We start from the raw sequence: 19525 nt of genomic DNA on the forward strand, positions 1-19525 counted from the left end.
GTTTCAATTTTTTTGTCCCCTTCGTAAAGATCAATTTCTAATTTGGTTCTATCAGAATCTAATAAAAATTTATTAATCTCTATAAACATTGTTCCGCTGGACATTCCTTGTCTATCAACTTTCAACTGCTGAACTCCAACAACCTTTAAATCACCTTTAATACCAACCAGTTTAAAATGCATATCTTTAATATCATGATTGGTTTTATTAATGATTTTGAAAGTATAAACATTACTAATATTATCTCCTTTATGCTGAAACAATTGTCCTGGCAGTCTAAAAATTGTCGCTTCGACCTCTGTTCTTAAAAACAATAAACCAGTAAGCACTCCAACTAATATGACCAAAATAGCGGTGTATCCTTTCATTCTGGCAGTGAACTTAAACTTCGCTTTGGTTTCGATTTCATCTTCAGAGGCATAACGAATAAGTCCTTTTGGCAATCCTACACTTTCCATAATTGTATCACATTCGTCGATACAAGCGGTGCAATTTACACATTCGAGTTGCACACCATTGCGAATATCAATCCCAGTTGGACAAACATTTACGCATTGTTTGCAATCGATACAATCTCCTTTTCCTGAAGCTGCTCTGTCTTCTTGTTTATTAAATTTGGCTCTACCGACTTCTTTTTCACCACGAACAAAATCATACGCCACATTGATTGATTTTTTGTCCAATAAAACCCCCTGCAATCTTCCATAAGGACAGGCAATTATACACACTTGCTCTCTAAACCAAGCAAACACAAAATAAAAAACAGCTGTAAAAATCAATAATGATATAAAAGAACTTGCATGCGCTAAAGGGCCATCTTTTATCAATCTAAATAATTCGTCACTACCAATTAAATACGCCAAAAAGACATTGGCAATACCAAAAGAAATCAACAGGAATAAAAACCATTTTAGTGATTTTTTTCTAATTTTCTCTGCATTCCATTCTTGTTTTTCCAAGCGTATTTGTGCTCCTCTGTCACCTTCAACCCAATATTCTATTCGGCGAAAAACCATTTCCATAAAAATAGTCTGTGGACAAATCCAACCACAAAATATCCTACCAAAAATGACTGTAAATAAAAGAATAAAGACTACTCCGATGACCATGAACAACACAAAAAGATAGAAATCTTGTGGCCAAAAAGGAAAACTGAAAATATTAAAACGACGTTCCAAAACATTGAACATCATGAATTGGTTTCCGTTTATTTTTATAAATGGATTGACAATAAGAATGGTTAATAAAACATAACTAACCCATTTTCTATATTCATAAAATTTCCCGGAAGGCTTTTTTGGATATATATACTTTCTACGACCTTCTTTATCAATAGTTCCTATACTGTCTCTGAAAGATTCGTCTAGATTAGTTGCCATTTTTTTATTTTTAAACATTAAAAAAAGAGCTTTGTAAATAGAATTTGACAAGCTCTTTATGATAATACCATTATTTTGCTTGTGTAGAATCGACAGCTTTTGGAGCGGGAATTGTTGTAGATTTAGCAGCATCTTTATCTACCCAAACCTCACCATCTGGCGCTTTGGGATCTTTTGGATTACTACCGCTTAAAGAAATCACATAACTGGATACTGCCTGAATTTCTTTTGGTTTTAAACCGTTTTTAGACCAAGCAATCATTCCTTTACCATCACGTCCTCCATTGGTAATGGTATGGAAAATATTTTTAATTCCACCACCTAATATCCAATAATCATCAGTTAAGTTTGGACCAATTTGTCCTCCGGCATCTGCTCTGTGACAAGCTGCACAGTTGGCTGCAAAAATTTCTTTTCCTTTGCTTAAAGATTCGGCATCGGTTAGTAACGTAACGGTTTTTTCGTCCATCAAATCAGGGGCTGTTTTCATATATTCGGCCACTTCAACTTTGGCTTGATCCATTTCTGCTTTCAATTCAGCTTCCTGATCCGGAGCACCCATAATTTCGTAGCGAACCAAATAAATTACTGAAAAAACAATACAAGCGTAGAATAAATACACCCACCAAGGTGGCAAATTATTATCCAATTCTTTGATTCCATCATAATCATGATCCATCAATAATTGTTTTTCTTCTTCAACCGGGACAGAAGCAGTAAATCTTTGCTTTAAGTTTTCAAACCAATTTTCATCGTTTAATCCTAATGCTTCTTTCTGAGCTAATTTTTCTTTCTCTTCTGGCGAAAGCAAGAGATAAGTAATTTTATTAACCGCAGAAAGTGTTATTTCGATTGCTATCAAAAGAAAAAGAAAAACTAACAAAAAGACAGAAACCATTGGATACTGTATAAAAGCTGGACGGTTTCCTGAATCTATAAAATACTCCATCGCTGCAAAAACGATGAAAAACAGAACCAGAACTCTTATATATGATGGAATAACTTTTTTCATTATTTATATATTTTGAAATTGTACAATTTAATCTTCTAAAGGAATCTGACTTATTTCCTCTATTGTCTCTTTCTTGTATGAATACACCCAAATTCCCAAACCGAGAAAAAAGAAAAAGAAAATTAACAACGATAGTATCGGAAAAATTGCAACCCCGGCAATGGTTTCCATATTGTGTTTTATTTGCTCGAACATAACTCTGAGTTTTATTATTCTTTTACTTTAATATCGGTACCAAGTCGTTGGATATAAGCAATTAATGCTACAATTTCTCTTTCATTCATTGGAACAAATTTCTCTCCTCTCGCGATAGCTTTATTCTTGCTATCAGCATAACTTTTTACAAAGTCAGGATCATTTTTGAGACTTTCTTCAATAGCAACTGCCTGAGTTCTTAAATCTTTTGGACCATTAGCAATTTCTTCATCAGAATAAGGAACACCAAGAGATTTCATGGCTTTCATTTTATTTTGAGTCATAGAAACATCCATAGGTTTGTTATCAAATAACCATTTGTAACTTGGCATAATAGAACCCGAAGAAATACTTTGTGGACTCCAGAAGTGGTTAAAATGCCAGTTGTCATTGTATTTCCCACCAACTCTTAACAAATCTGGACCAGTACGTTTTGAACCCCATAAAAATGGATGATCATAAACAAATTCTCCAGCTTTGGATTGAGGTCCGTAACGTTCTACTTCACTTCTAAATGGACGAACAGACTGAGAGTGACAACTCACACAACCTTCACGAATGTATAAATCACGACCTTCTAATTCTAAAGGAGTATACGGTTTAACACTGGTAATTGTCGGAATATTTGATTTTACCATAATCGTTGGAACAATTTGAATAATTCCACCAATTAATATAGCGATTGTAGCAAAGACAGCCATTTTGATTGGTTTTCTTTCCAACCATGAGTGGTATTTTTCTCCTTTAAGTCTTCCTGATTTTATAGTTTCTAATGCAGGAGCTTCTGCCAATTCATCTTCTACTTCCTCTCCTGCTCTTACAGTTTGAATAATATTGTAAACTAGCGTTAACATCCCTGCTAAATACATTGTTCCCCCGATAGCTCTCATCCAATACATTGGCATGATTTGAGTTACTGTTTCAAGGAAGTTACCATAAGTTAATGTTCCGTCTGGATTAAATTGTTTCCACATAGAAGCTTGTAAGAACCCAGCCAAATACATTGGTAATGCATACAATATAATTCCAAGTGTTCCAATCCAAAAGTGAAAATTAGCTAATTTGATAGAGTATAAACTTGTTTTGGTCATTCGTGGAATTAACCAATAAATAATACCAAAAGCCATAAAACCATTCCATGCTAAAGCACCAACGTGTACGTGTGCAATAATCCAGTCAGTATAGTGAGCAATAGCATTTACATTTTTAAGAGAAAGCATTGGTCCTTCAAAAGTTGCCATTCCGTAACCTGTCATAGCGACAACAAAAAACTTCAAAACCGGATCAACACGTACTTTGTCCCAAACTCCTCTTAAAGTCAAAAGACCATTGATCATACCTCCCCAAGACGGAGCAATCAACATTACAGAGAAAACAACTCCTAAATTTTGAGCCCAAGTTGGTAAAGCTGAATATAATAAGTGATGTGGTCCAGCCCAGATATATAAAAATATTAACGACCAAAAGTGAATGATAGACAATCTATAAGAATATACGGGACGATTGGCTGCTTTAGGAACAAAATAATACATCAATCCTAAGAATGGCGTTGTTAAGAAAAAAGCAACTGCATTATGTCCGTACCACCATTGTACTAACGCATCCTGAACTCCTGCGTAAACAGAATAACTTTTCATCGCCGAAATTGGCAATTCTAAACTATTAAAAATATGCAATACGGCAACTGTTATAAATGTTGCTAAATAAAACCAGATCGCTACATATAAGTGACGCTCTCTTCTTTTTAGCATTGTACCAATCATGTTGATACCAAATGCAACCCATATTAAAGCAATAGCAATGTCAATTGGCCATTCCAATTCAGCATATTCTTTAGAAGAAGTATATCCTAAAGGAAGTGAAATAGCTGCTGCAACAATAATTAATTGCCAACCCCAAAAGTTAAGATTGCTCAAAAAATCACTATACATTCTGGCTTTTAGTAGACGCTGAAGCGAATAATAAACCCCTGCAAACATTGCGTTACCAACGAAGGCAAAAATTACCGCATTGGTATGTAAAGGTCGCAATCTACCAAAACTCAACCACGAAATTCCTTCGGTCATATTTGGAAAAAGGAACATTGTAGCCAGAATAAGACCTACCAACATCCCTACTACCCCAAAAACTATGGTAGCGTAAATGAACTTCTTTACAATTTTGTTGTCATAATAAAATTGTTGCATTTCCATATTTATAATTGTTTTTAAAATTTGTTCAAGTTTAATTCAAAAAGTCTAAAAGATTAAAGAGTATTTTAACTTTTAACTTTGGATTCTTTTGAAGTGGGTTTAATTAGCTCATCATCAAAAAGCATTCTGACTGAGGGTGTGTAATCATCGTCATATTGTCCTGATTTTACTGCGAAAACAAAAGCAATAAAAAAGCCTACAGCGACAAAAATACTAATAGCTATTAACAAGTATATTACACTCATATCTTACAATTAAGTTAACAAAAGTAAATGCATCAGCTTTTATAAAAAATGACAATTATCATATTTTATGTCGTATGTTAAATTTATGAAAAAATTAGAGAAAACCCTTTGTTAAACTATTTTATTTTTCGAGAATAGTAATTACTCATTATCGTTACAAAACTCACTATCGTAATGGTACTCAGAGGCATAATGATTGCTGCTACTAACGGCAAAAGGTTTCCTGTGATAGCAAACGACAAGCCTACTACATTATACAGAAGCGATAAGGTGAAACTCATTTTGATGGTTGTAATAGCTTTTTGTGATAATTTTAAAAAATAATGAAGCTTTTTAAATTCTTTAGCATCTAAAATTGCATCACAAGCTGGTGAAAAAACATTTACATTTTCGGATATTGAAATTCCAACGTTACTTTGAGCCAAAGCACCAGCATCATTAAGTCCATCACCTACCATCATTACATTTTTACCTTGTTCTTGCAGTACTTTTATAAATTGTAATTTTTGTTCTGGTTTTTGATTAAAAATCATTTCAGTTCCAACAGGCAAAATTGTCTCCAATAAACTACGCTCTCCTTCATTATCTCCTGATAAAACTTTCACTTGATACTCAGAACTAAGTTTGGTAAAAAGTTCGGATAAGCCTTCTCTATATTCATTGTTGAAAATATATTTACCAAGATACGTTTCGCCTATTTTTATATGAATAGCCGTTTGCTGAATCACATCATTTCCATTTACACCAATAAATTCTGCTGAGCCCATTTGAACAATAATTCCATCAATTACAGCCTGGATTCCTTTTCCGGTAATTTCTTCAAATGTGTCTAGTTTTATTCTTTTTGCTTCAGGTAAAAAATCATACAACATTCTGCTCAAAGGATGATTGGAAGCGCGAAGAACACTTTTTATAATAATTGAATTAGATTCGTCTAATGCCCTACCTTCATAAGTAATATTAGATTTTAAATTAGTTGTTATTGTACCAGTTTTATCAAAAACGATGGTATCAACTTTGGCTAATTGTTCGATAACTAAAGCATTTTTGAGGTAAAAATATTTATTGCCAAAAATTCGCAACATATTTCCCATTGTAAAAGGAGCTGTCAATGCCAATGCGCACGGACACGCCACAATTAGCACCGCAGTAAATACATTGAAAGCTGTATTAGCATCAAATAAAATCCAATAACCAAAACCAGCAAAGGCTATTAACAAAAGTATTGGTGTAAAATAACGACTGATGCTATCGGTAATGGTTTTGTGTTTTTGTTCAACATTTTTTTGAAAAACATCATTGCTCCACAATTGTGTCAAATAACTCTGAGAAATCGAGTTTAGGACTTCCATTTCGATGATTTTTCCAATTTGTTTTCCGCCGGCAAAGACTTTATCACCTGATTTTTTGGTAATTGGCACCGCTTCTCCAGTAACAAAACTATAATCAATTTCAGCTTTATCAGATATTAAAATACCATCAACGGGAATTAATTCCTGATTGCGGATTAATAATCTGTCGCCTTTTTCGATTTCATAAACGGGGATACTTCCTTCAGTTCCATCACTATTAATTTTGGTTATCGCAATTGGAAAATAGGATTTAAAATCTCTTTCGAAACTCAAAAAACTATAGGTTTTGATTTGAAACATTTTTCCCAATAACATAAAGAAAATCAAACCTGTCAGGCTATCAAAAAAACCTGAACCATAATCCATAACAATATCAAAAGTACTTCGAACAAACATAACGACTATTCCCAAAGCAATTGGAATATCAATATTGAGCATCTTTGATTTAATACTTTTATAAGCCGAAACATAATAACCACTGGCCGAATAAAAGAAAGATGGCAAAGACAAAGCAAAAATTAATCCGCGGAAAAATGGGCGGTAATTATCCAGCCAATACTCCTTTACTTCAAAATATTCAGGAAAGGAAAGCAGCATAATATTTCCAAAACAAAAGAAAGCAACCCCCAATTTATAAGTCAAACTTCTATCAATACTGCTTTTGCCTGTTTCGTAATTTTCTAAACTGATATAAGGCTCATAACCAATTGAACTCAATAAAGAAACAATATTTTTTAATGAAACGACCTCGTGATTGTAATTGATTCGGACTTTCTTTTCGGGAAAATTTACCTGAGATGTATTTACTCCTTTTTGAAGTTTATGCAAATTCTCTAAAATCCAAATACACGAACTACAATGAATATGCGGAATACTAAGAGAGATTATCGCTGTAGTGTCTTCTTTAAATTCTAGTAATTTGGAAACAATATTTTCATTGTCTAAAAAATCATACTTCCCATTGATATCTTGCGGAGTTGCACCAGGAGATTTTTCAAATTCATAATAAGAGGTTAAATCATTTAGACTAAAAATTTCATAAACTGTTTTACACCCATTACAACAAAAGTCTTTTTGATCAAAGATAATTTTGTCCTCTATTATTTCGAGCCCACAGTGATAACAGTTAATTTTCTTCATAAATAAAACTTAATAAACTTTGCAAATTTTACAAATTCATTATCATAAAAAGAATGACAATTATCATATAAATTTATAACTTTGCAAATGAAAATCCTATTACGTTATGAGTAAATGTGAACAATGTATCGTTAGAGAATTAAGCTCTTTAAAAGCACTAAACAAGGAAGAGCTTATTAAAATTTCAGAATGTAAAACCTCTAAGATAATAAAAAAAGGAGAAAACATCTTTGAAGAAGGAGAAAACGTAAATGGCATATTTTGTGTTAAAGATGGTGTCTGCAAACTAACCAAGTTAAGTCCAAACGGAAAAGACCATATCGTTAAACTTGTTGCCAAAGGAGAATTATTAGGACAACGTTCCATGATAAGTGACGAACCTGCAAATTTGAGCGCAATAGCGTTAGAGGATATGCAAGTATGTTTTATTCCAAAAAATGAAATGTTAGGATTTTTTGAGCAAAACAATCAGTTTTCAATGAATGTTATGAAAACAATTTGTGGAGATCTGAAATCTTCAGATGAGCACATGGTCAATATGGCTCAAAAATCTGTAAAGGAAAGGCTGGCAGAAACTTTGATTTATTTACACGAAACTTTTGGCACTCACACTGATGGAAGCTTAAAAATTCAACTTTCCAGAGATGAATTAGCAAGTATGATCGGTACCGCAACCGAAAGCTGTATTCGATTATTATCCGATTTTAAAAAATTAGATCTGATTGAATTAATAGGTAAAAAAATTGTTTTGAAAGATATTAATAAGCTAAGAAAACTTGCGGATTAGAATATTTATTATTTTAAATTCTGAATTATAAATTTTAAATTATCCTGCAACCTAATTACTGCTATCTTAACACTGAAATCTACAGCTTCTTCGCTTCATTCCAAAAAACATCCATTTCGGCAAGCGTCATGTCCATTAATGGTTTTCCTAATTCGTTTGCTTTACTTTCTAAATATTGAAAGCGCTTAATGAATTTTTTATTGGTTCTTTCTAAAGCATCTTCTGGATTTATGTTCAAAAATCGGGCATAATTAATCATCGAAAACAAAACATCTCCAAATTCGGATTCCATTTTGTCCTGATCTCCACTTGCCACTTCAACTTGCAATTCCTGTAATTCTTCCTGCACTTTGTCCCAAACCTGATGTGATTCTTCCCAATCAAATCCAACTCCTTTTACTTTATCCTGAATCCTACTCGCTTTTACAAGCGCTGGCAAACTTCTTGGGACACCTTCAAGAACTGATTTTTTGCCTTCTTTTAGTTTTAATTTTTCCCAATTTTGTTTGACTTCTTCTTCATCTTTAACCACAACATCACTGTAAATATGAGGGTGACGATGGATTAATTTTTCGCATATCTCGTTGCAAACATCAGCTATATCAAAATCGTTTGTTTCGCTGCCTATTTTAGCATAAAAAACAAGATGCAACAATAAATCACCAAGTTCTTTTTTTACTTCGTTTAAATCATTATCAAGAATTGCATCACCTAACTCATACGTTTCTTCAATCGTTAAATGACGTAGCGTTTGCATGGTTTGCTTTTTGTCCCAAGGACATTTTTCGCGCAAATCATCCATGATGTCTAATAATCTTTCGAAAGCTTGCAGTTGATTTTGTCTTGTGTTCATTGTCATTTTGATTTTTGTAAAAATAAGAAATCCTGCCACGAAAACATCTTGACAGGATTAATATATTTAATTAAAAATGAGTAGTAATTACTCTTTCTTAGCTTTTGTTTTTTTAGCAGGAGCTTTTTTTGCTGGCTCAGCAACAACTTCTTCAGCAACTGGAGTTGTTTCTTCCGTTGCAGCTGGAGCCTCGTCAACTAGCAATCCTTTTGCCTGAAGTGTATTGTACCAGTTAACAATTTTCTTAACATCAGAAGCGTAAACTCTCTCTTCATCATATTCTGGCAATATTTCTCTGAAATAAGTCAACAAAGTTGCATTATCTTCTTTATGAGAAATTGTTTGACCATTGTTTTCTTTTTTAGCAATATTTTGCATGATTTCAGCCAAAGGTTTCTCAGCATCATAAGTATAAATAGAAATCTCAGACAATAGACTTACATTACTTTTTAAACTTACGGTTATTTTTTTTCCATCCAATAATGACTCTGCAACAAAACCAGTACGTGTTTGTACTTTTAAAACATATAAACCTGGTTTACCTGAAATCGCTAATATTTTTTCTAAACTCATTTTGTTTTTTTTTATTTATTCATTTTTAAATCTGAAAACTAAACACTGCTAATGATTACTCAAAATTATCTCCCTTTTTTGGCAAAAAATTTCATTCTGTAATCCTGAAAAGTTTTCCCTTCAGTAATATTTTTTAATTTTTTTTGAATCAAACGCTTTTTCAAAGATGAAATTTTGTCTGTAAACAAAATTCCTTCAATATGGTCATATTCGTGTTGAATAACTCTGGCGATCAAACCATCAAAAACTTCGGTTTTCATTACAAAATCTTCTTCACAGTATTCAATTGTAACGGTTGGCTTTCTAAACACATCTTCACGCACATCAGGAATACTCAAACAACCTTCGTTGAATGCCCACTCTTCGCCTTCTTCTTTTATTATTTTGGCATTAATAAAAGTCTTTTTGAAACCTTTTAGCCTTTTTTGTTCATTGGCTTCCAAATCTTCGTCATCACTGAACGGAGTGGTATCAATAACAAATAAACGTAATGAAAGCCCAACCTGTTCTGCAGCCAAACCTACACCGCTTGCATTATACATGGTCTCATACATGTTTGCAATAATTTCTTTCAAATTTGGATAATCAGGAGTAAGTTCCTCTCCCACTTTTCTTAAAACAGGATCACCATATCCTATAATTGGTAATATCATTTGATTTATTTTTATTAATATCCGGCTTAAATAAAGGAAAAATTCCACATAATTAAGGTCGCAAAAGTAGTAAAAAAATAGATAATGATTTATCTCTAAATAATAATTAGCATATTTTTGTACTATTACGAATAAAACCTTTTAAAGACGTTAAAATACAATCTTTATACCAAATCAAATTTCATGATTGAAAAAATAGAAAAATTCACAGACAGTACCTATTTCACCAGTGCTTTAAAAGTAACGATAGCCTCTGTAATCCCTGTATTAGTATGTATTTATTTGAATCATTTTGAAATTGGTTTCACGATTGCTCTTGGAGTTATTTTGACTTATCCTTGCGATATTCCAAGTTCTTTGAAACATAAAATTAACGGAATTTTGGTCACCGCTTTTTTGATCGCTGGCGTCAATTTGTTAATTAATATTACTTACCCAATTCCATTTATATTTTATACTTTTTTCCCAATATTGATATTCATTTTGGCGATGCTTTCCGTTTATGGACAAAGAGCAACATTCACCTCCTTTTCTGCATTATTAACTGCCTCGTTGTCCTTTTCGCATATGCATACAGGATTAGAAATGCTTCAATATTCAGGTTTCATACTAGTTGGAGGTTTATTTTATTTACTAATTTCATTACTTTTTTATTATATAAGACCCAATAGATATGTAGAATTACAAGTTGCCGAATGTATCAAATTAACTGCCAAATACCTCAAACTAAGAGGTGATTTATGGAATATTCTTGCCGATCGAAAATCAATACTTGAAAAACAATTGCATCTTCAAGTAGAGCTTAACGATATACATCACAACATACGTTTAGTGCTTATTGGAAAACAAATCAGCTCAATTTCATCGAACCAAAACCGAAAAATGTTAATTGTCTTTATTTCATTATTAGAAATATTAGAGCTCGCTTTATCAACTTCGTTTGACCATGACAGATTGCATCAAAAATTTGAGAAGCATCCTAAAACTCTTGCTACATATCAAAATCTCGCTTATAATTTGGCTTCAACTTTAAAGCAATTATCAAAAAACATTGCAAAAAGAACCAGCTATATTCCAAAGAATAATTTACGCAAACATCTGCTAGCCTTAGAAGATGCTATCAAAGAATATGAAAATGATTTAGGAAAAGAAGAAGCTTCAGAGGGTGTTTTAATGCTAAAAACAATGCTTGAATATGCTGAAAAGCAAGTCGAGAAAATTAAAATTATTGAGCGCGCTTTCACATCAGTCTCTAATAATTATGATTTCAAAGGAAAAGACAGGGATTTGGAAAAATTCTTAACACCTCAATATTATCCGCTCAGTACTTTTATTCAAAATATCAGTTTTTCTTCGACTATATTTCGACATTCTTTACGGTTAACTGTTGCCATTGTCTTTGGATTAATAATTGGTAAATTTTTTGCGTTTCAAAATGCCTATTGGATTGTGATGACAATCATTATTATTATGAGGCCAGGCTACGGATTGACCAAACAGCGAACAAAACAGCGTGTTATTGGAACCGTTGTTGGTGGAGTAATTGCGTTCAGCATCTTATTTTTGACTCTAAACCATCAATTATTAAGCGTTTTAGCCATACTTTGTTTATTACTCGGCTATTCATTTACCCAAACCAATTATACTGTTAGCGCTACTTTTGTCACCATGTATATTGTATTTTTATACGGGATATTAACCACTGACATTTTGCATGTCATCCAATTTAGAGTAGCTGATACCATAACAGGAGCATTATTAGCCTATTTAGCTAATCATTTCTTATGGCCAACCTGGGAATACATCAAAGCTCCTGAACATTTAGAAAAATCAATTATTGCTAATCGTAAATATTTACAAGAAATTTTTAATTATTACACTCAAAAAGGCGAAGTTCCTACCTCGTATCGTTTAGCCAGAAAAAATGCATTTATTGAAATCGGAAATCTGATGGCTTCGTTCCAAAGAATGTCACAAGAACCAAAATCGAAACAAAAGAATATTGTATTACTTTATAAACTAACAGAACTAAATCATTCATTATTGTCGTCGACAGCTTCGTTGGGAACTTATACACAGTCTCATAAAACTACCGCTTCATCACGGGCGCTTACAATTGTGGTTGAAAAAGTACTTAAAAATTTAGATCATTCCATTGCTCTTTTAAAGAAAGAAAGCTTTGTTGAATCTGATCATACTTCAAATGAAGAAATCGCTAATCGGTTCATTGAACTAAAAAATATTCGACAAAATGAATTGAAAGAAAGAACCGAAATAGACGAAGAAGCTTTTGCTTTACTAATGCAAGAAGCACAATTGGTTATTGAACAATTGATCTGGTTAACCAATTTGTCCGAAAGTATTTTGAAGAACACGAAAGAGTTAGTGGAAAGCGTTGAATAATTTATATTAAAAAAAGGTTTTCAATTTCATAACATGAAACTGAAAACCTTTTTTGAAATATTGAAAAAACGTTCCCGCGCTACAAGCTGTTTGGGACTAAATTAAGCCCATTCTTCGCATTTGTCACTCGAGCGATAGCGAACAGGCGAAGCAAATCATCCAAATACAAAACCAATTTCAAATTAAGCCTAAAACCCAAATTGCTTGTAGCGTGTGTTGGAGATAGTTTATCATATGCGGAAACCTAAACCAACTTTTAATAGATTTACTTCTGAATTAAATGTTGTATTCGGTATTTCTTTGTCAACATTCAATTTCACATAGTCATATTGAATATCTATAAATATTTTACTAGTTACATCATAAGCAACTCCAAAATTAGCATTAATTCCACTTTCTGTTTTACTTGAACCTGAAACATCAAATCCGTTATTTGTTCCTGAAACATCAAAAACCATAAAAGTATACCCAAATCCTATAGATGGGTGTAATTTAGAAATTGATTTAATTTTAAGTTCAGCAAAAATTTTTGGTTGAATAAGATATGATTTTACTTTAAAGTCTTGATTTCCGTTGTTATCATTAGTGTTATTTACTAAAATTCCACCATTGATTGATGCTCCAATATTGATATTTTTTATTTCCGAAAATCTATATTTAGCTCCAATATCAATAATTCCATTGTAACTTTTTCCAATAAAATTTTGGTCAATTGGTATTGGGTAATGCATTTCAATAGTAAGCTTTGAATCCTGCGAAAATGATTTTATTGATAAGATCAATAATAATGCTAATAATTTTTGTTTCATATTTCAATTTTTAAATTCTAACGAATAATTAATGTGATGTAAATCAAAAGCTTACAAAATCTATTTTTTTTATTAATTCCTTCCATTTCTCCACTTTTCCGCCGTTAGCTTACGGGGTTAGGGCGGTAGTCTAGGGGGAATTACCTAATAACTATTCGTTTAATTTTAAAACTGCTGACGTATTATTTCTTAGAGTCGATAACAACTCAGGATTTTTATTCAAAGCCTGTCCAAATGAAGGGATCATTGCTTTTACTTTTTCCTGCCACTCTGACGAATTAAACTTATCAGGAAAACATTTACTTACTAACTCGACCATAATCGAAACTGCAGTTGAAGCGCCTGGAGAAGCTCCTAATAACACAGCCAAAGTTCCGTCATGAGTGTTGATAATTTCAGTACCAAATTCTAGTTTACCAATTAATTCTTCATCTCTTTTGATAACCTGAACACGTTGTCCTGCTCTTTCCAATTTCCAATCTCTTGATCTGGCATTTGGAACATATTCGCGTAAAGCATTCATTCTGTCTTTTGGAGACTGACGTACTTGCTCGATTAAATATTTAGTCAATGGAATGTTTTTATACCCAGCAACAATCATCGGAATCACATTATCAGGTTTAATTGACAATGGTAAATCAGAATAAGATCCGTTTTTTAGGAAGCGAGTAGAAAATCCTGCAAATGGCCCAAAAAGCAACGCTCTTTCGCCATCAATCATTCGTGTATCTACGTGAGGAACAGACATAGGTGGCGCACCAACACTTGCTTTTCCATATACTTTGGCTTGGTGCTTTGCAATAATTTCCGGATTTGTACATTTCAACCATTGTCCGCTTACTGGAAAACCTCCGTAACCTTTTCCTTCTGGTACATTTGCTTTTTCCAATAAAGGTAATGATCCACCACCAGCACCGATAAAAACAAAATTAGTATATACTTTTTTCTTCTGATTAGATTCTAAATCAGTGATTTTTATTCTCCAGGATTTATCATCTCTCTGTCTAAGCTTTTTTACTTCATGACTATAATGAATAGTAACACCATCTAATTTTGTCAAATAAGCAAGCATATTTCTGGTTAGCGTACCAAAATTAACATCGGTACCAATTTTTACTGAAGTAGCAGCAACTTTTTCATCAGGATTTCTGCCTTCCATAACTAGAGGCATCCATTTTTGCAATTCCGCAGGATCAGTACTGAAAACCATATCAGCGAAAAGAGGATTTGCCTGTAAAGTTTTGAATCTATTTTTAAGGAATTCTACATTTTTGTCTCCCCAAACAAAACTAATATGAGGAATGCTTTTTATAAAATTTTCTGGAGAAGTAAGTTTACCTTCTTTTACAAGATAAGCCCAAAACTGTCTTGAAACCTCAAATTGCTCTGCAATACTAATTGCTTTATTAGGATTAATTTTCCCATTAGCATCTTCGGGAGTATAATTCAATTCACAAAAAGCAGAATGACCAGTACCTGCATTATTCCAAGCATCAGAACTTTCTGCAGCTGCAACATCTAATCTTTCGTAAATGTCAATTTTTAAGTCAGGTTGTAATTCTTTTAAAATCAAACCAAGTGTAGCACTCATGATTCCTGCACCAATTAAAACTACATCGGAATTAGAACGTATTGTTGTATCGGACATTTTTGTATTTTTTTAGAAGCTGCAAAATTAACTCTAAAATTTACAAAAAAAAATAAATTTTCAGTTACAAAACATCATAATAACGTAATGGTTTGTGAAATAAACACACTATTTTCGATTTAAATAATCCTGAAGCATAATAGTAGCCGAAATTTCATCGATAAGTCCTTTGTTTTGGCGTTGTTTTTTATTTAGTCCGCTATCAATCATCGTTTGAAAAGCCATTTTTGAAGTGAATCTTTCATCCATACGAATGACTTTCATTTCTGGAAAATGATTAGTAAAATGTGTCACGAATCCTTTAATTATTGATGCGCTTTGAGAAGGCTCGCCATTCATTTGTTTTGGCTCGCCAATAAGGACTGCCTCAACTTTTTCTTTAGCAAAATAATCCTTTAAAAAATCAATTGTAGTAGCTGATGGAATGGTAGTCAAACCAGAAGCAATGATTTGTAATTCATCTGTAACGGCTATTCCGGTTCTTTTTTGACCGTAATCTATAGAGAGTATTCTTGGCATTTTTTATAGGGATTCTTTATATTTTATGAAACCGAAGACAACGATACTATTTTCTTCAATATTTATCTCATAAACAGAAGTATAGCCTTTAAAAATATAATCCCTTATATTTTCATCATCGAAATATCTTGATTTCTTATAATGAAAAGGTTGTTTTAAATCTTTTCTTAAATTTTTGATCAATTCATTTTTAAATTTTCTGGCAGCTTGAGGCTTATCTTTTGAAATATACTGAACTTGGTAATTTAATTTTTCAATAAATTTTGATTCAAAACTAACTTTCATATTTTGAAATTGTTTTTTCAAGAATCTCATCTAATTCTTCAAATGAGTAAAATTTTGCAGTACCATTATGAATTTTTTCTAATGAAGCGTCCAATTCATTTTTAGTTCTAACAAACTCATCATCTTCCTGAACAATTTTTAATTCCTCAGAGGAGAATGCACTTAATAACTCCAAAATTTTCGCTTTTATATCGGGTTGAAATTCCAATCGAATAGTTTCCATAATCCTTATAATTTGAAATACAAATATATAACATTTTTCAGCTCAATTCCCTTTTTTGCTATTGCTTAAAAATGGTATATTTGCCGAAAATTTATCAAAAATGAACGAATTACAATCTATAATAGAACAAGCTTGGGAAAATAGAGCTTTACTACAAGAAACAAAAACTACTGATGCCATCAGAGAAGTTATCGAATTATTAGACTCAGGAAAACTACGTGTTGCCGAACCAAAAGGTGATGGATGGCAAGTAAACGAGTGGGTAAAGAAAGCAGTTGTAATGTATTTCCCTATTCAAAAAATGGAAACTTGGGAAGCAGGAATTTTCGAATACAATGACAAAATGTTATTGAAAAAAGATTATGCTGCTAAAGGAGTTCGTGTAGTTCCTGGTGCTTCTGCACGTTACGGTTCTTATATTTCAAGCGGTGTAATCATGATGCCAAGTTATGTAAATATTGGTGCTTATGTTGATGCTGGAACTATGGTCGATACTTGGGCTACTGTTGGTAGTTGTGCTCAAATTGGTAAAGACGTACACTTAAGCGGTGGTGTTGGAATTGGCGGTGTTCTTGAGCCTTTACAAGCGGCTCCTGTTATTATTGAAGATGGTGTGTTTGTTGGTTCTCGTTGTATTGTTGTAGAAGGTGTTCACGTTGGAAAAGAAGCCGTTCTTGGAGCTAATGTTTGTTTGACTGCTTCAACAAAAATCATCGATGTTACTGGAGAAACTCCGGTAGAAATGAAAGGTTTTGTTCCAGCTCGTTCTGTAGTAATTCCTGGAAGCTATACTAAAAAGTTTGCTGCTGGTGAATTCCAAGTTCCTTGTGCTTTAATCATTGGTACTCGTAAACCTTCAACTGATTTAAAAACTTCATTAAATAATGCTTTACGCGAATATGATGTAGCTGTATAAGCATTTAATCAGAATTTATATAATTGAAGAGGTCTTAGTTTTAAAAAATTAAGACCTCTTTTTGTATTTTTCATTCTAAAAAAATAAATTTTCATTTAGACTGTCTGCTTAACTTTTGAAAAGATCGTAACATTTTTTCTTTCTAATAAACTCCGTAAATAATTTGTTTCCAAATCAATACTAAAAAAAGCTAACTACGTTACAAACTTTTACAAATAATTAACAACTTTTAACGTTGAAATAAGCTTTTTGTCGATTATTTTTATATGTTTGCAAAAAAAATCATGACAAATATTTGTTAAAAACTTGATTTACAACTGTATAAATATTTTGTTTTTTTCAACTGAATATCATTATACATTAAAATTAAGTTAAGCTAATATTGTTCATGAAAGGTTTATCATAAGTTACACATTACTCATAAATGGATAATTACAAAAAAAACAGTTTTATACTGCTTCAAAGACTGCTATTAATTTTATTTGTTTATCAAATTTCCAGAATACTATTTTACTTTTTCAATACCGATAACTTTCACGTTTTTAATTTTCAAACAATAAAAGGAGGACTTCTTTTTGATTTAGCGGCTATCGCTTATTTGAATATTATTTTTATCGTATTGCATTTAATTCCAGGTGATTTTAAATACAAATCAATTTATCAAAAAAGGCTCAAAATTGCATTTTATGCAGTTAATCTTCTCTTTATTGCAACGAATTTTATTGACATTATATATTACCGCTTCACTGGCAGAAGAAGCACTTCCAGCATGATTATGGCAAAAGGAATGGAAAAAGAAGCCATTGGACTGATCCCTTCATTTTTAAGAGAGTTTTGGTATATTGGAGTTTTATTTCTTTTTCTAAGTTATATTTTATTTAAATTACTTCCAGACTTAAAATCAATAAACCATTATAATACTCTAACAAAAAAAGATAAGTTAAAACAATTTGCTTGTCTAATCATTGCAATATCAGTCGGGTTATTGGTTGCACGTGGAGGATTTAGAAAAAAACCCATTAAAATTGTAGATGCCGTAGCTTATGGTGAAACTGGAAATTCGGCATTGGTGTTAAACACCCCTTTTTGTATTTTAAAAACTATTACAAAAAAGGAAAACATTGAAAAAGTTCATTACTTTGAAACGAAAGAATTAACTTCAACATTCAATCCTGTAATTTCTTTAAATCCAAATAAAACAGCAATCAAAAAAAACGTTGTTATTATTATTCTTGAGAGCTTTGGAGATGAGAATGTTGGCAGAGGTTATACACCCTACTTAGATTCTCTTATCACAAAATCCTATTATTTTAAAAATGGTTTTGCTAATGGGAAAGTATCTATAGATGCAGTTCCTTCTATTTTATCCAGCATTCCAAGTTTGATGAATAATTCATTTATTTCCTCAAATTTCTCTTTAAATAAAATAAATGGACTCCCTAGAATTTTGAAAAAAGAAGGATATTCTACTTCATTTTTCCATGGCGCTTTTAACGGCAGTCAAAATTTCGATCAATATACAAAAGTGGCGGGATTTGATCAATATTATGGAAAAGATGAATACGTAGGACCAGAAGCTTTTGATGGAAGATGGGGAATTTATGATGAAGAATTTATGCAGTTCTTCTGCCAAAAACTATCTAGTTTTAAACAACCTTTCTTTAGTTCTATATTTACCATTTCGTCTCATAATCCATATAAAGTTCCTGAAAAATACGAAGGGAAATTTCCGAAAGGAACCACAATCATTCACGAAAGTATTGGATATTCAGATTATGCATTGCGTCAATTTTTTAAAACTGCAAAAAAGCAAAGTTGGTACAAAAATACGCTTTTTGTAATCTCATCAGACCACACTTCGTCTGGTGGCGATCATGCAATTGACAAAACTAATATTGGAAAATTCAGTATTCCGATTCTGTTTTTTGATCCTTCAAATCCTGAATTTGCTGGTGTTAATGAAGATGTTTTTCAACAAATAGACATTATGCCAAGTATTCTGGATTACTTAAATATTAAAACCGATTTAATAAGTTTTGGTAAAAGTTATAAGTCTAAAAATAATTTTGTGGTATATTATCTTCAAGGAACATATCATTATATCCAAGATGATTATTATTTAGCTTTTGCAAATAATCAGCCAATTGGTCTTTATAATTGGAAAAAAGATATTCTTCTTAAAAAGAATTTATTAGAAACAAACAGAAAGCAAGCTGATAAGATGAGCCATTTTCTAAAAGCTTATATACAGACTTTTTATGAAAGAGTGACAAACAACACATTAACACTCGAAAAAAAGACTGTGATTTAAGACATCATTTAATTTTTTTTGCTTCAATTT

The 19525-nt window shown here is 32.1% G+C and carries 18 protein-coding genes; 4 read left to right on the forward strand and 14 right to left on the reverse strand.

Annotated features, from left to right (window positions below):
* From ccoG to VLC96_RS05835, 6 genes are all read right to left on the reverse strand, one after another.
* The coding region (gene ccoG, locus VLC96_RS05810) for a cytochrome c oxidase accessory protein CcoG (RefSeq protein WP_325261269.1) at positions 1-1379 on the reverse strand (1379 nt) is incomplete at its 3' end.
* Positions 1380-1449: 70 nt separating this feature from the next.
* The gene (locus VLC96_RS05815; RefSeq protein ID WP_325261270.1) at positions 1450-2391 is read right to left on the reverse strand and encodes a cbb3-type cytochrome c oxidase N-terminal domain-containing protein; all 942 of its coding nucleotides are present in this window, start codon (positions 2389-2391) and stop codon (positions 1450-1452) included.
* A gap of 27 nt (positions 2392-2418) precedes the next feature.
* The gene (locus tag VLC96_RS05820) at positions 2419-2586 is read right to left on the reverse strand and encodes a CcoQ/FixQ family Cbb3-type cytochrome c oxidase assembly chaperone (protein WP_100843856.1); all 168 of its coding nucleotides are present in this window, start codon (positions 2584-2586) and stop codon (positions 2419-2421) included.
* A gap of 14 nt (positions 2587-2600) precedes the next feature.
* Positions 2601-4778, reverse strand: coding sequence for a cytochrome-c oxidase, cbb3-type subunit I (gene ccoN / locus VLC96_RS05825; RefSeq protein WP_325261273.1), 2178 nt, complete (start codon positions 4776-4778; stop codon positions 2601-2603).
* Positions 4779-4843: 65 nt separating this feature from the next.
* The gene (gene ccoS, locus VLC96_RS05830; protein ID WP_325261275.1) at positions 4844-5023 is read right to left on the reverse strand and encodes a cbb3-type cytochrome oxidase assembly protein CcoS; all 180 of its coding nucleotides are present in this window, start codon (positions 5021-5023) and stop codon (positions 4844-4846) included.
* Positions 5024-5139: 116 nt separating this feature from the next.
* Entirely contained in the window at positions 5140-7515 is a 2376-nt protein-coding gene (locus VLC96_RS05835; RefSeq protein ID WP_325261276.1) for a heavy metal translocating P-type ATPase, read from the reverse strand.
* A gap of 106 nt (positions 7516-7621) precedes the next feature.
* Between VLC96_RS05835 and VLC96_RS05840 the strand changes: the two genes are divergently transcribed.
* A complete protein-coding gene (locus tag VLC96_RS05840; RefSeq protein WP_325261277.1) occupies positions 7622-8302 on the forward strand; it encodes a Crp/Fnr family transcriptional regulator in 681 nt (226 codons plus the stop codon).
* A gap of 79 nt (positions 8303-8381) precedes the next feature.
* Here the strand turns inward: VLC96_RS05840 and mazG are convergent, their stop codons facing one another.
* From mazG to def, 3 genes are all read right to left on the reverse strand, one after another.
* Entirely contained in the window at positions 8382-9155 is a 774-nt protein-coding gene (gene mazG / locus VLC96_RS05845; protein ID WP_325261279.1) for a nucleoside triphosphate pyrophosphohydrolase, read from the reverse strand.
* A gap of 87 nt (positions 9156-9242) precedes the next feature.
* Positions 9243-9728, reverse strand: a complete 486-nt coding sequence (locus VLC96_RS05850) for a DUF5606 family protein (RefSeq protein ID WP_325261280.1) — start codon at positions 9726-9728, stop codon at positions 9243-9245.
* 65 nt (positions 9729-9793) lie between these two features.
* Positions 9794-10381: a peptide deformylase gene (gene def / locus VLC96_RS05855; RefSeq protein ID WP_325261281.1), complete on the reverse strand. Its 588-nt coding sequence runs from the start codon at positions 10379-10381 to the stop codon at positions 9794-9796.
* 183 nt (positions 10382-10564) lie between these two features.
* On the opposite strand from def, the gene VLC96_RS05860 reads away from it, so the two are divergent.
* The gene (locus tag VLC96_RS05860; protein ID WP_325261282.1) at positions 10565-12784 is read left to right on the forward strand and encodes an FUSC family protein; all 2220 of its coding nucleotides are present in this window, start codon (positions 10565-10567) and stop codon (positions 12782-12784) included.
* Positions 12785-13014: 230 nt separating this feature from the next.
* Here VLC96_RS05860 and VLC96_RS05865 read toward each other — a convergent pair whose 3' ends face one another.
* From VLC96_RS05865 to VLC96_RS05885, 5 genes are all read right to left on the reverse strand, one after another.
* Positions 13015-13593 (reverse strand): outer membrane beta-barrel protein, encoded by a 579-nt coding sequence (locus tag VLC96_RS05865; RefSeq protein ID WP_325261283.1) that lies wholly within the window; start codon positions 13591-13593, stop codon positions 13015-13017.
* Between the two features lie 151 nt (positions 13594-13744).
* Positions 13745-15241, reverse strand: coding sequence for a malate:quinone oxidoreductase (locus tag VLC96_RS05870; RefSeq protein ID WP_325261284.1), 1497 nt, complete (start codon positions 15239-15241; stop codon positions 13745-13747).
* A 108-nt stretch (positions 15242-15349) separates the two neighbouring features.
* Positions 15350-15760 carry a Holliday junction resolvase RuvX gene (ruvX, locus tag VLC96_RS05875; RefSeq protein ID WP_325261286.1) on the reverse strand — a complete coding sequence of 137 codons (411 nt, stop codon included), beginning with the start codon at positions 15758-15760 and terminating at the stop codon, positions 15350-15352.
* Between the two features lie 3 nt (positions 15761-15763).
* Positions 15764-16045: a type II toxin-antitoxin system RelE/ParE family toxin gene (locus VLC96_RS05880; protein ID WP_325261287.1), complete on the reverse strand. Its 282-nt coding sequence runs from the start codon at positions 16043-16045 to the stop codon at positions 15764-15766.
* Positions 16035-16268: a hypothetical protein gene (locus tag VLC96_RS05885; RefSeq protein ID WP_325261288.1), complete on the reverse strand. Its 234-nt coding sequence runs from the start codon at positions 16266-16268 to the stop codon at positions 16035-16037. Before VLC96_RS05885 ends, VLC96_RS05880 begins: the two co-directional genes overlap by 11 nt.
* Before the next feature lie 100 nt (positions 16269-16368).
* Here VLC96_RS05885 and VLC96_RS05890 point away from each other — a divergent pair, with 100 nt between their 5' ends.
* A complete protein-coding gene (locus tag VLC96_RS05890) occupies positions 16369-17184 on the forward strand; it encodes a 2,3,4,5-tetrahydropyridine-2,6-dicarboxylate N-succinyltransferase (protein ID WP_325261290.1) in 816 nt (271 codons plus the stop codon).
* A gap of 424 nt (positions 17185-17608) precedes the next feature.
* Positions 17609-19495 (forward strand): LTA synthase family protein, encoded by a 1887-nt coding sequence (locus tag VLC96_RS05895; RefSeq protein WP_325261292.1) that lies wholly within the window; start codon positions 17609-17611, stop codon positions 19493-19495.
* The last annotated feature ends 30 nt before the right edge of the window (positions 19496-19525 follow it).

Source organism: Flavobacterium sp. (assembly GCF_035456085.1).
Lineage (GTDB): Bacteria > Bacteroidota > Bacteroidia > Flavobacteriales > Flavobacteriaceae > Flavobacterium.

Coding starts and splice junctions, on each gene's coding strand:
- VLC96_RS05815 (WP_325261270.1), bottom strand. CDS start 2,391: ATGAAAAAAGTTATTCCATCATATATAAGAGTTCTGGTTCTGTTTTTC.
- VLC96_RS05820 (WP_100843856.1), bottom strand. CDS start 2,586: ATGTTCGAGCAAATAAAACACAATATGGAAACCATTGCCGGGGTTGCA.
- ccoN (WP_325261273.1), bottom strand. CDS start 4,778: ATGGAAATGCAACAATTTTATTATGACAACAAAATTGTAAAGAAGTTC.
- ccoS (WP_325261275.1), bottom strand. CDS start 5,023: ATGAGTGTAATATACTTGTTAATAGCTATTAGTATTTTTGTCGCTGTA.
- VLC96_RS05835 (WP_325261276.1), bottom strand. CDS start 7,515: ATGAAGAAAATTAACTGTTATCACTGTGGGCTCGAAATAATAGAGGAC.
- VLC96_RS05840 (WP_325261277.1), top strand. CDS start 7,622: ATGAGTAAATGTGAACAATGTATCGTTAGAGAATTAAGCTCTTTAAAA.
- mazG (WP_325261279.1), bottom strand. CDS start 9,155: ATGAACACAAGACAAAATCAACTGCAAGCTTTCGAAAGATTATTAGAC.
- VLC96_RS05850 (WP_325261280.1), bottom strand. CDS start 9,728: ATGAGTTTAGAAAAAATATTAGCGATTTCAGGTAAACCAGGTTTATAT.
- def (WP_325261281.1), bottom strand. CDS start 10,381: ATGATATTACCAATTATAGGATATGGTGATCCTGTTTTAAGAAAAGTG.
- VLC96_RS05860 (WP_325261282.1), top strand. CDS start 10,565: ATGATTGAAAAAATAGAAAAATTCACAGACAGTACCTATTTCACCAGT.
- VLC96_RS05865 (WP_325261283.1), bottom strand. CDS start 13,593: ATGAAACAAAAATTATTAGCATTATTATTGATCTTATCAATAAAATCA.
- VLC96_RS05870 (WP_325261284.1), bottom strand. CDS start 15,241: ATGTCCGATACAACAATACGTTCTAATTCCGATGTAGTTTTAATTGGT.
- ruvX (WP_325261286.1), bottom strand. CDS start 15,760: ATGCCAAGAATACTCTCTATAGATTACGGTCAAAAAAGAACCGGAATA.
- VLC96_RS05880 (WP_325261287.1), bottom strand. CDS start 16,045: ATGAAAGTTAGTTTTGAATCAAAATTTATTGAAAAATTAAATTACCAA.
- VLC96_RS05885 (WP_325261288.1), bottom strand. CDS start 16,268: ATGGAAACTATTCGATTGGAATTTCAACCCGATATAAAAGCGAAAATT.
- VLC96_RS05890 (WP_325261290.1), top strand. CDS start 16,369: ATGAACGAATTACAATCTATAATAGAACAAGCTTGGGAAAATAGAGCT.
- VLC96_RS05895 (WP_325261292.1), top strand. CDS start 17,609: ATGGATAATTACAAAAAAAACAGTTTTATACTGCTTCAAAGACTGCTA.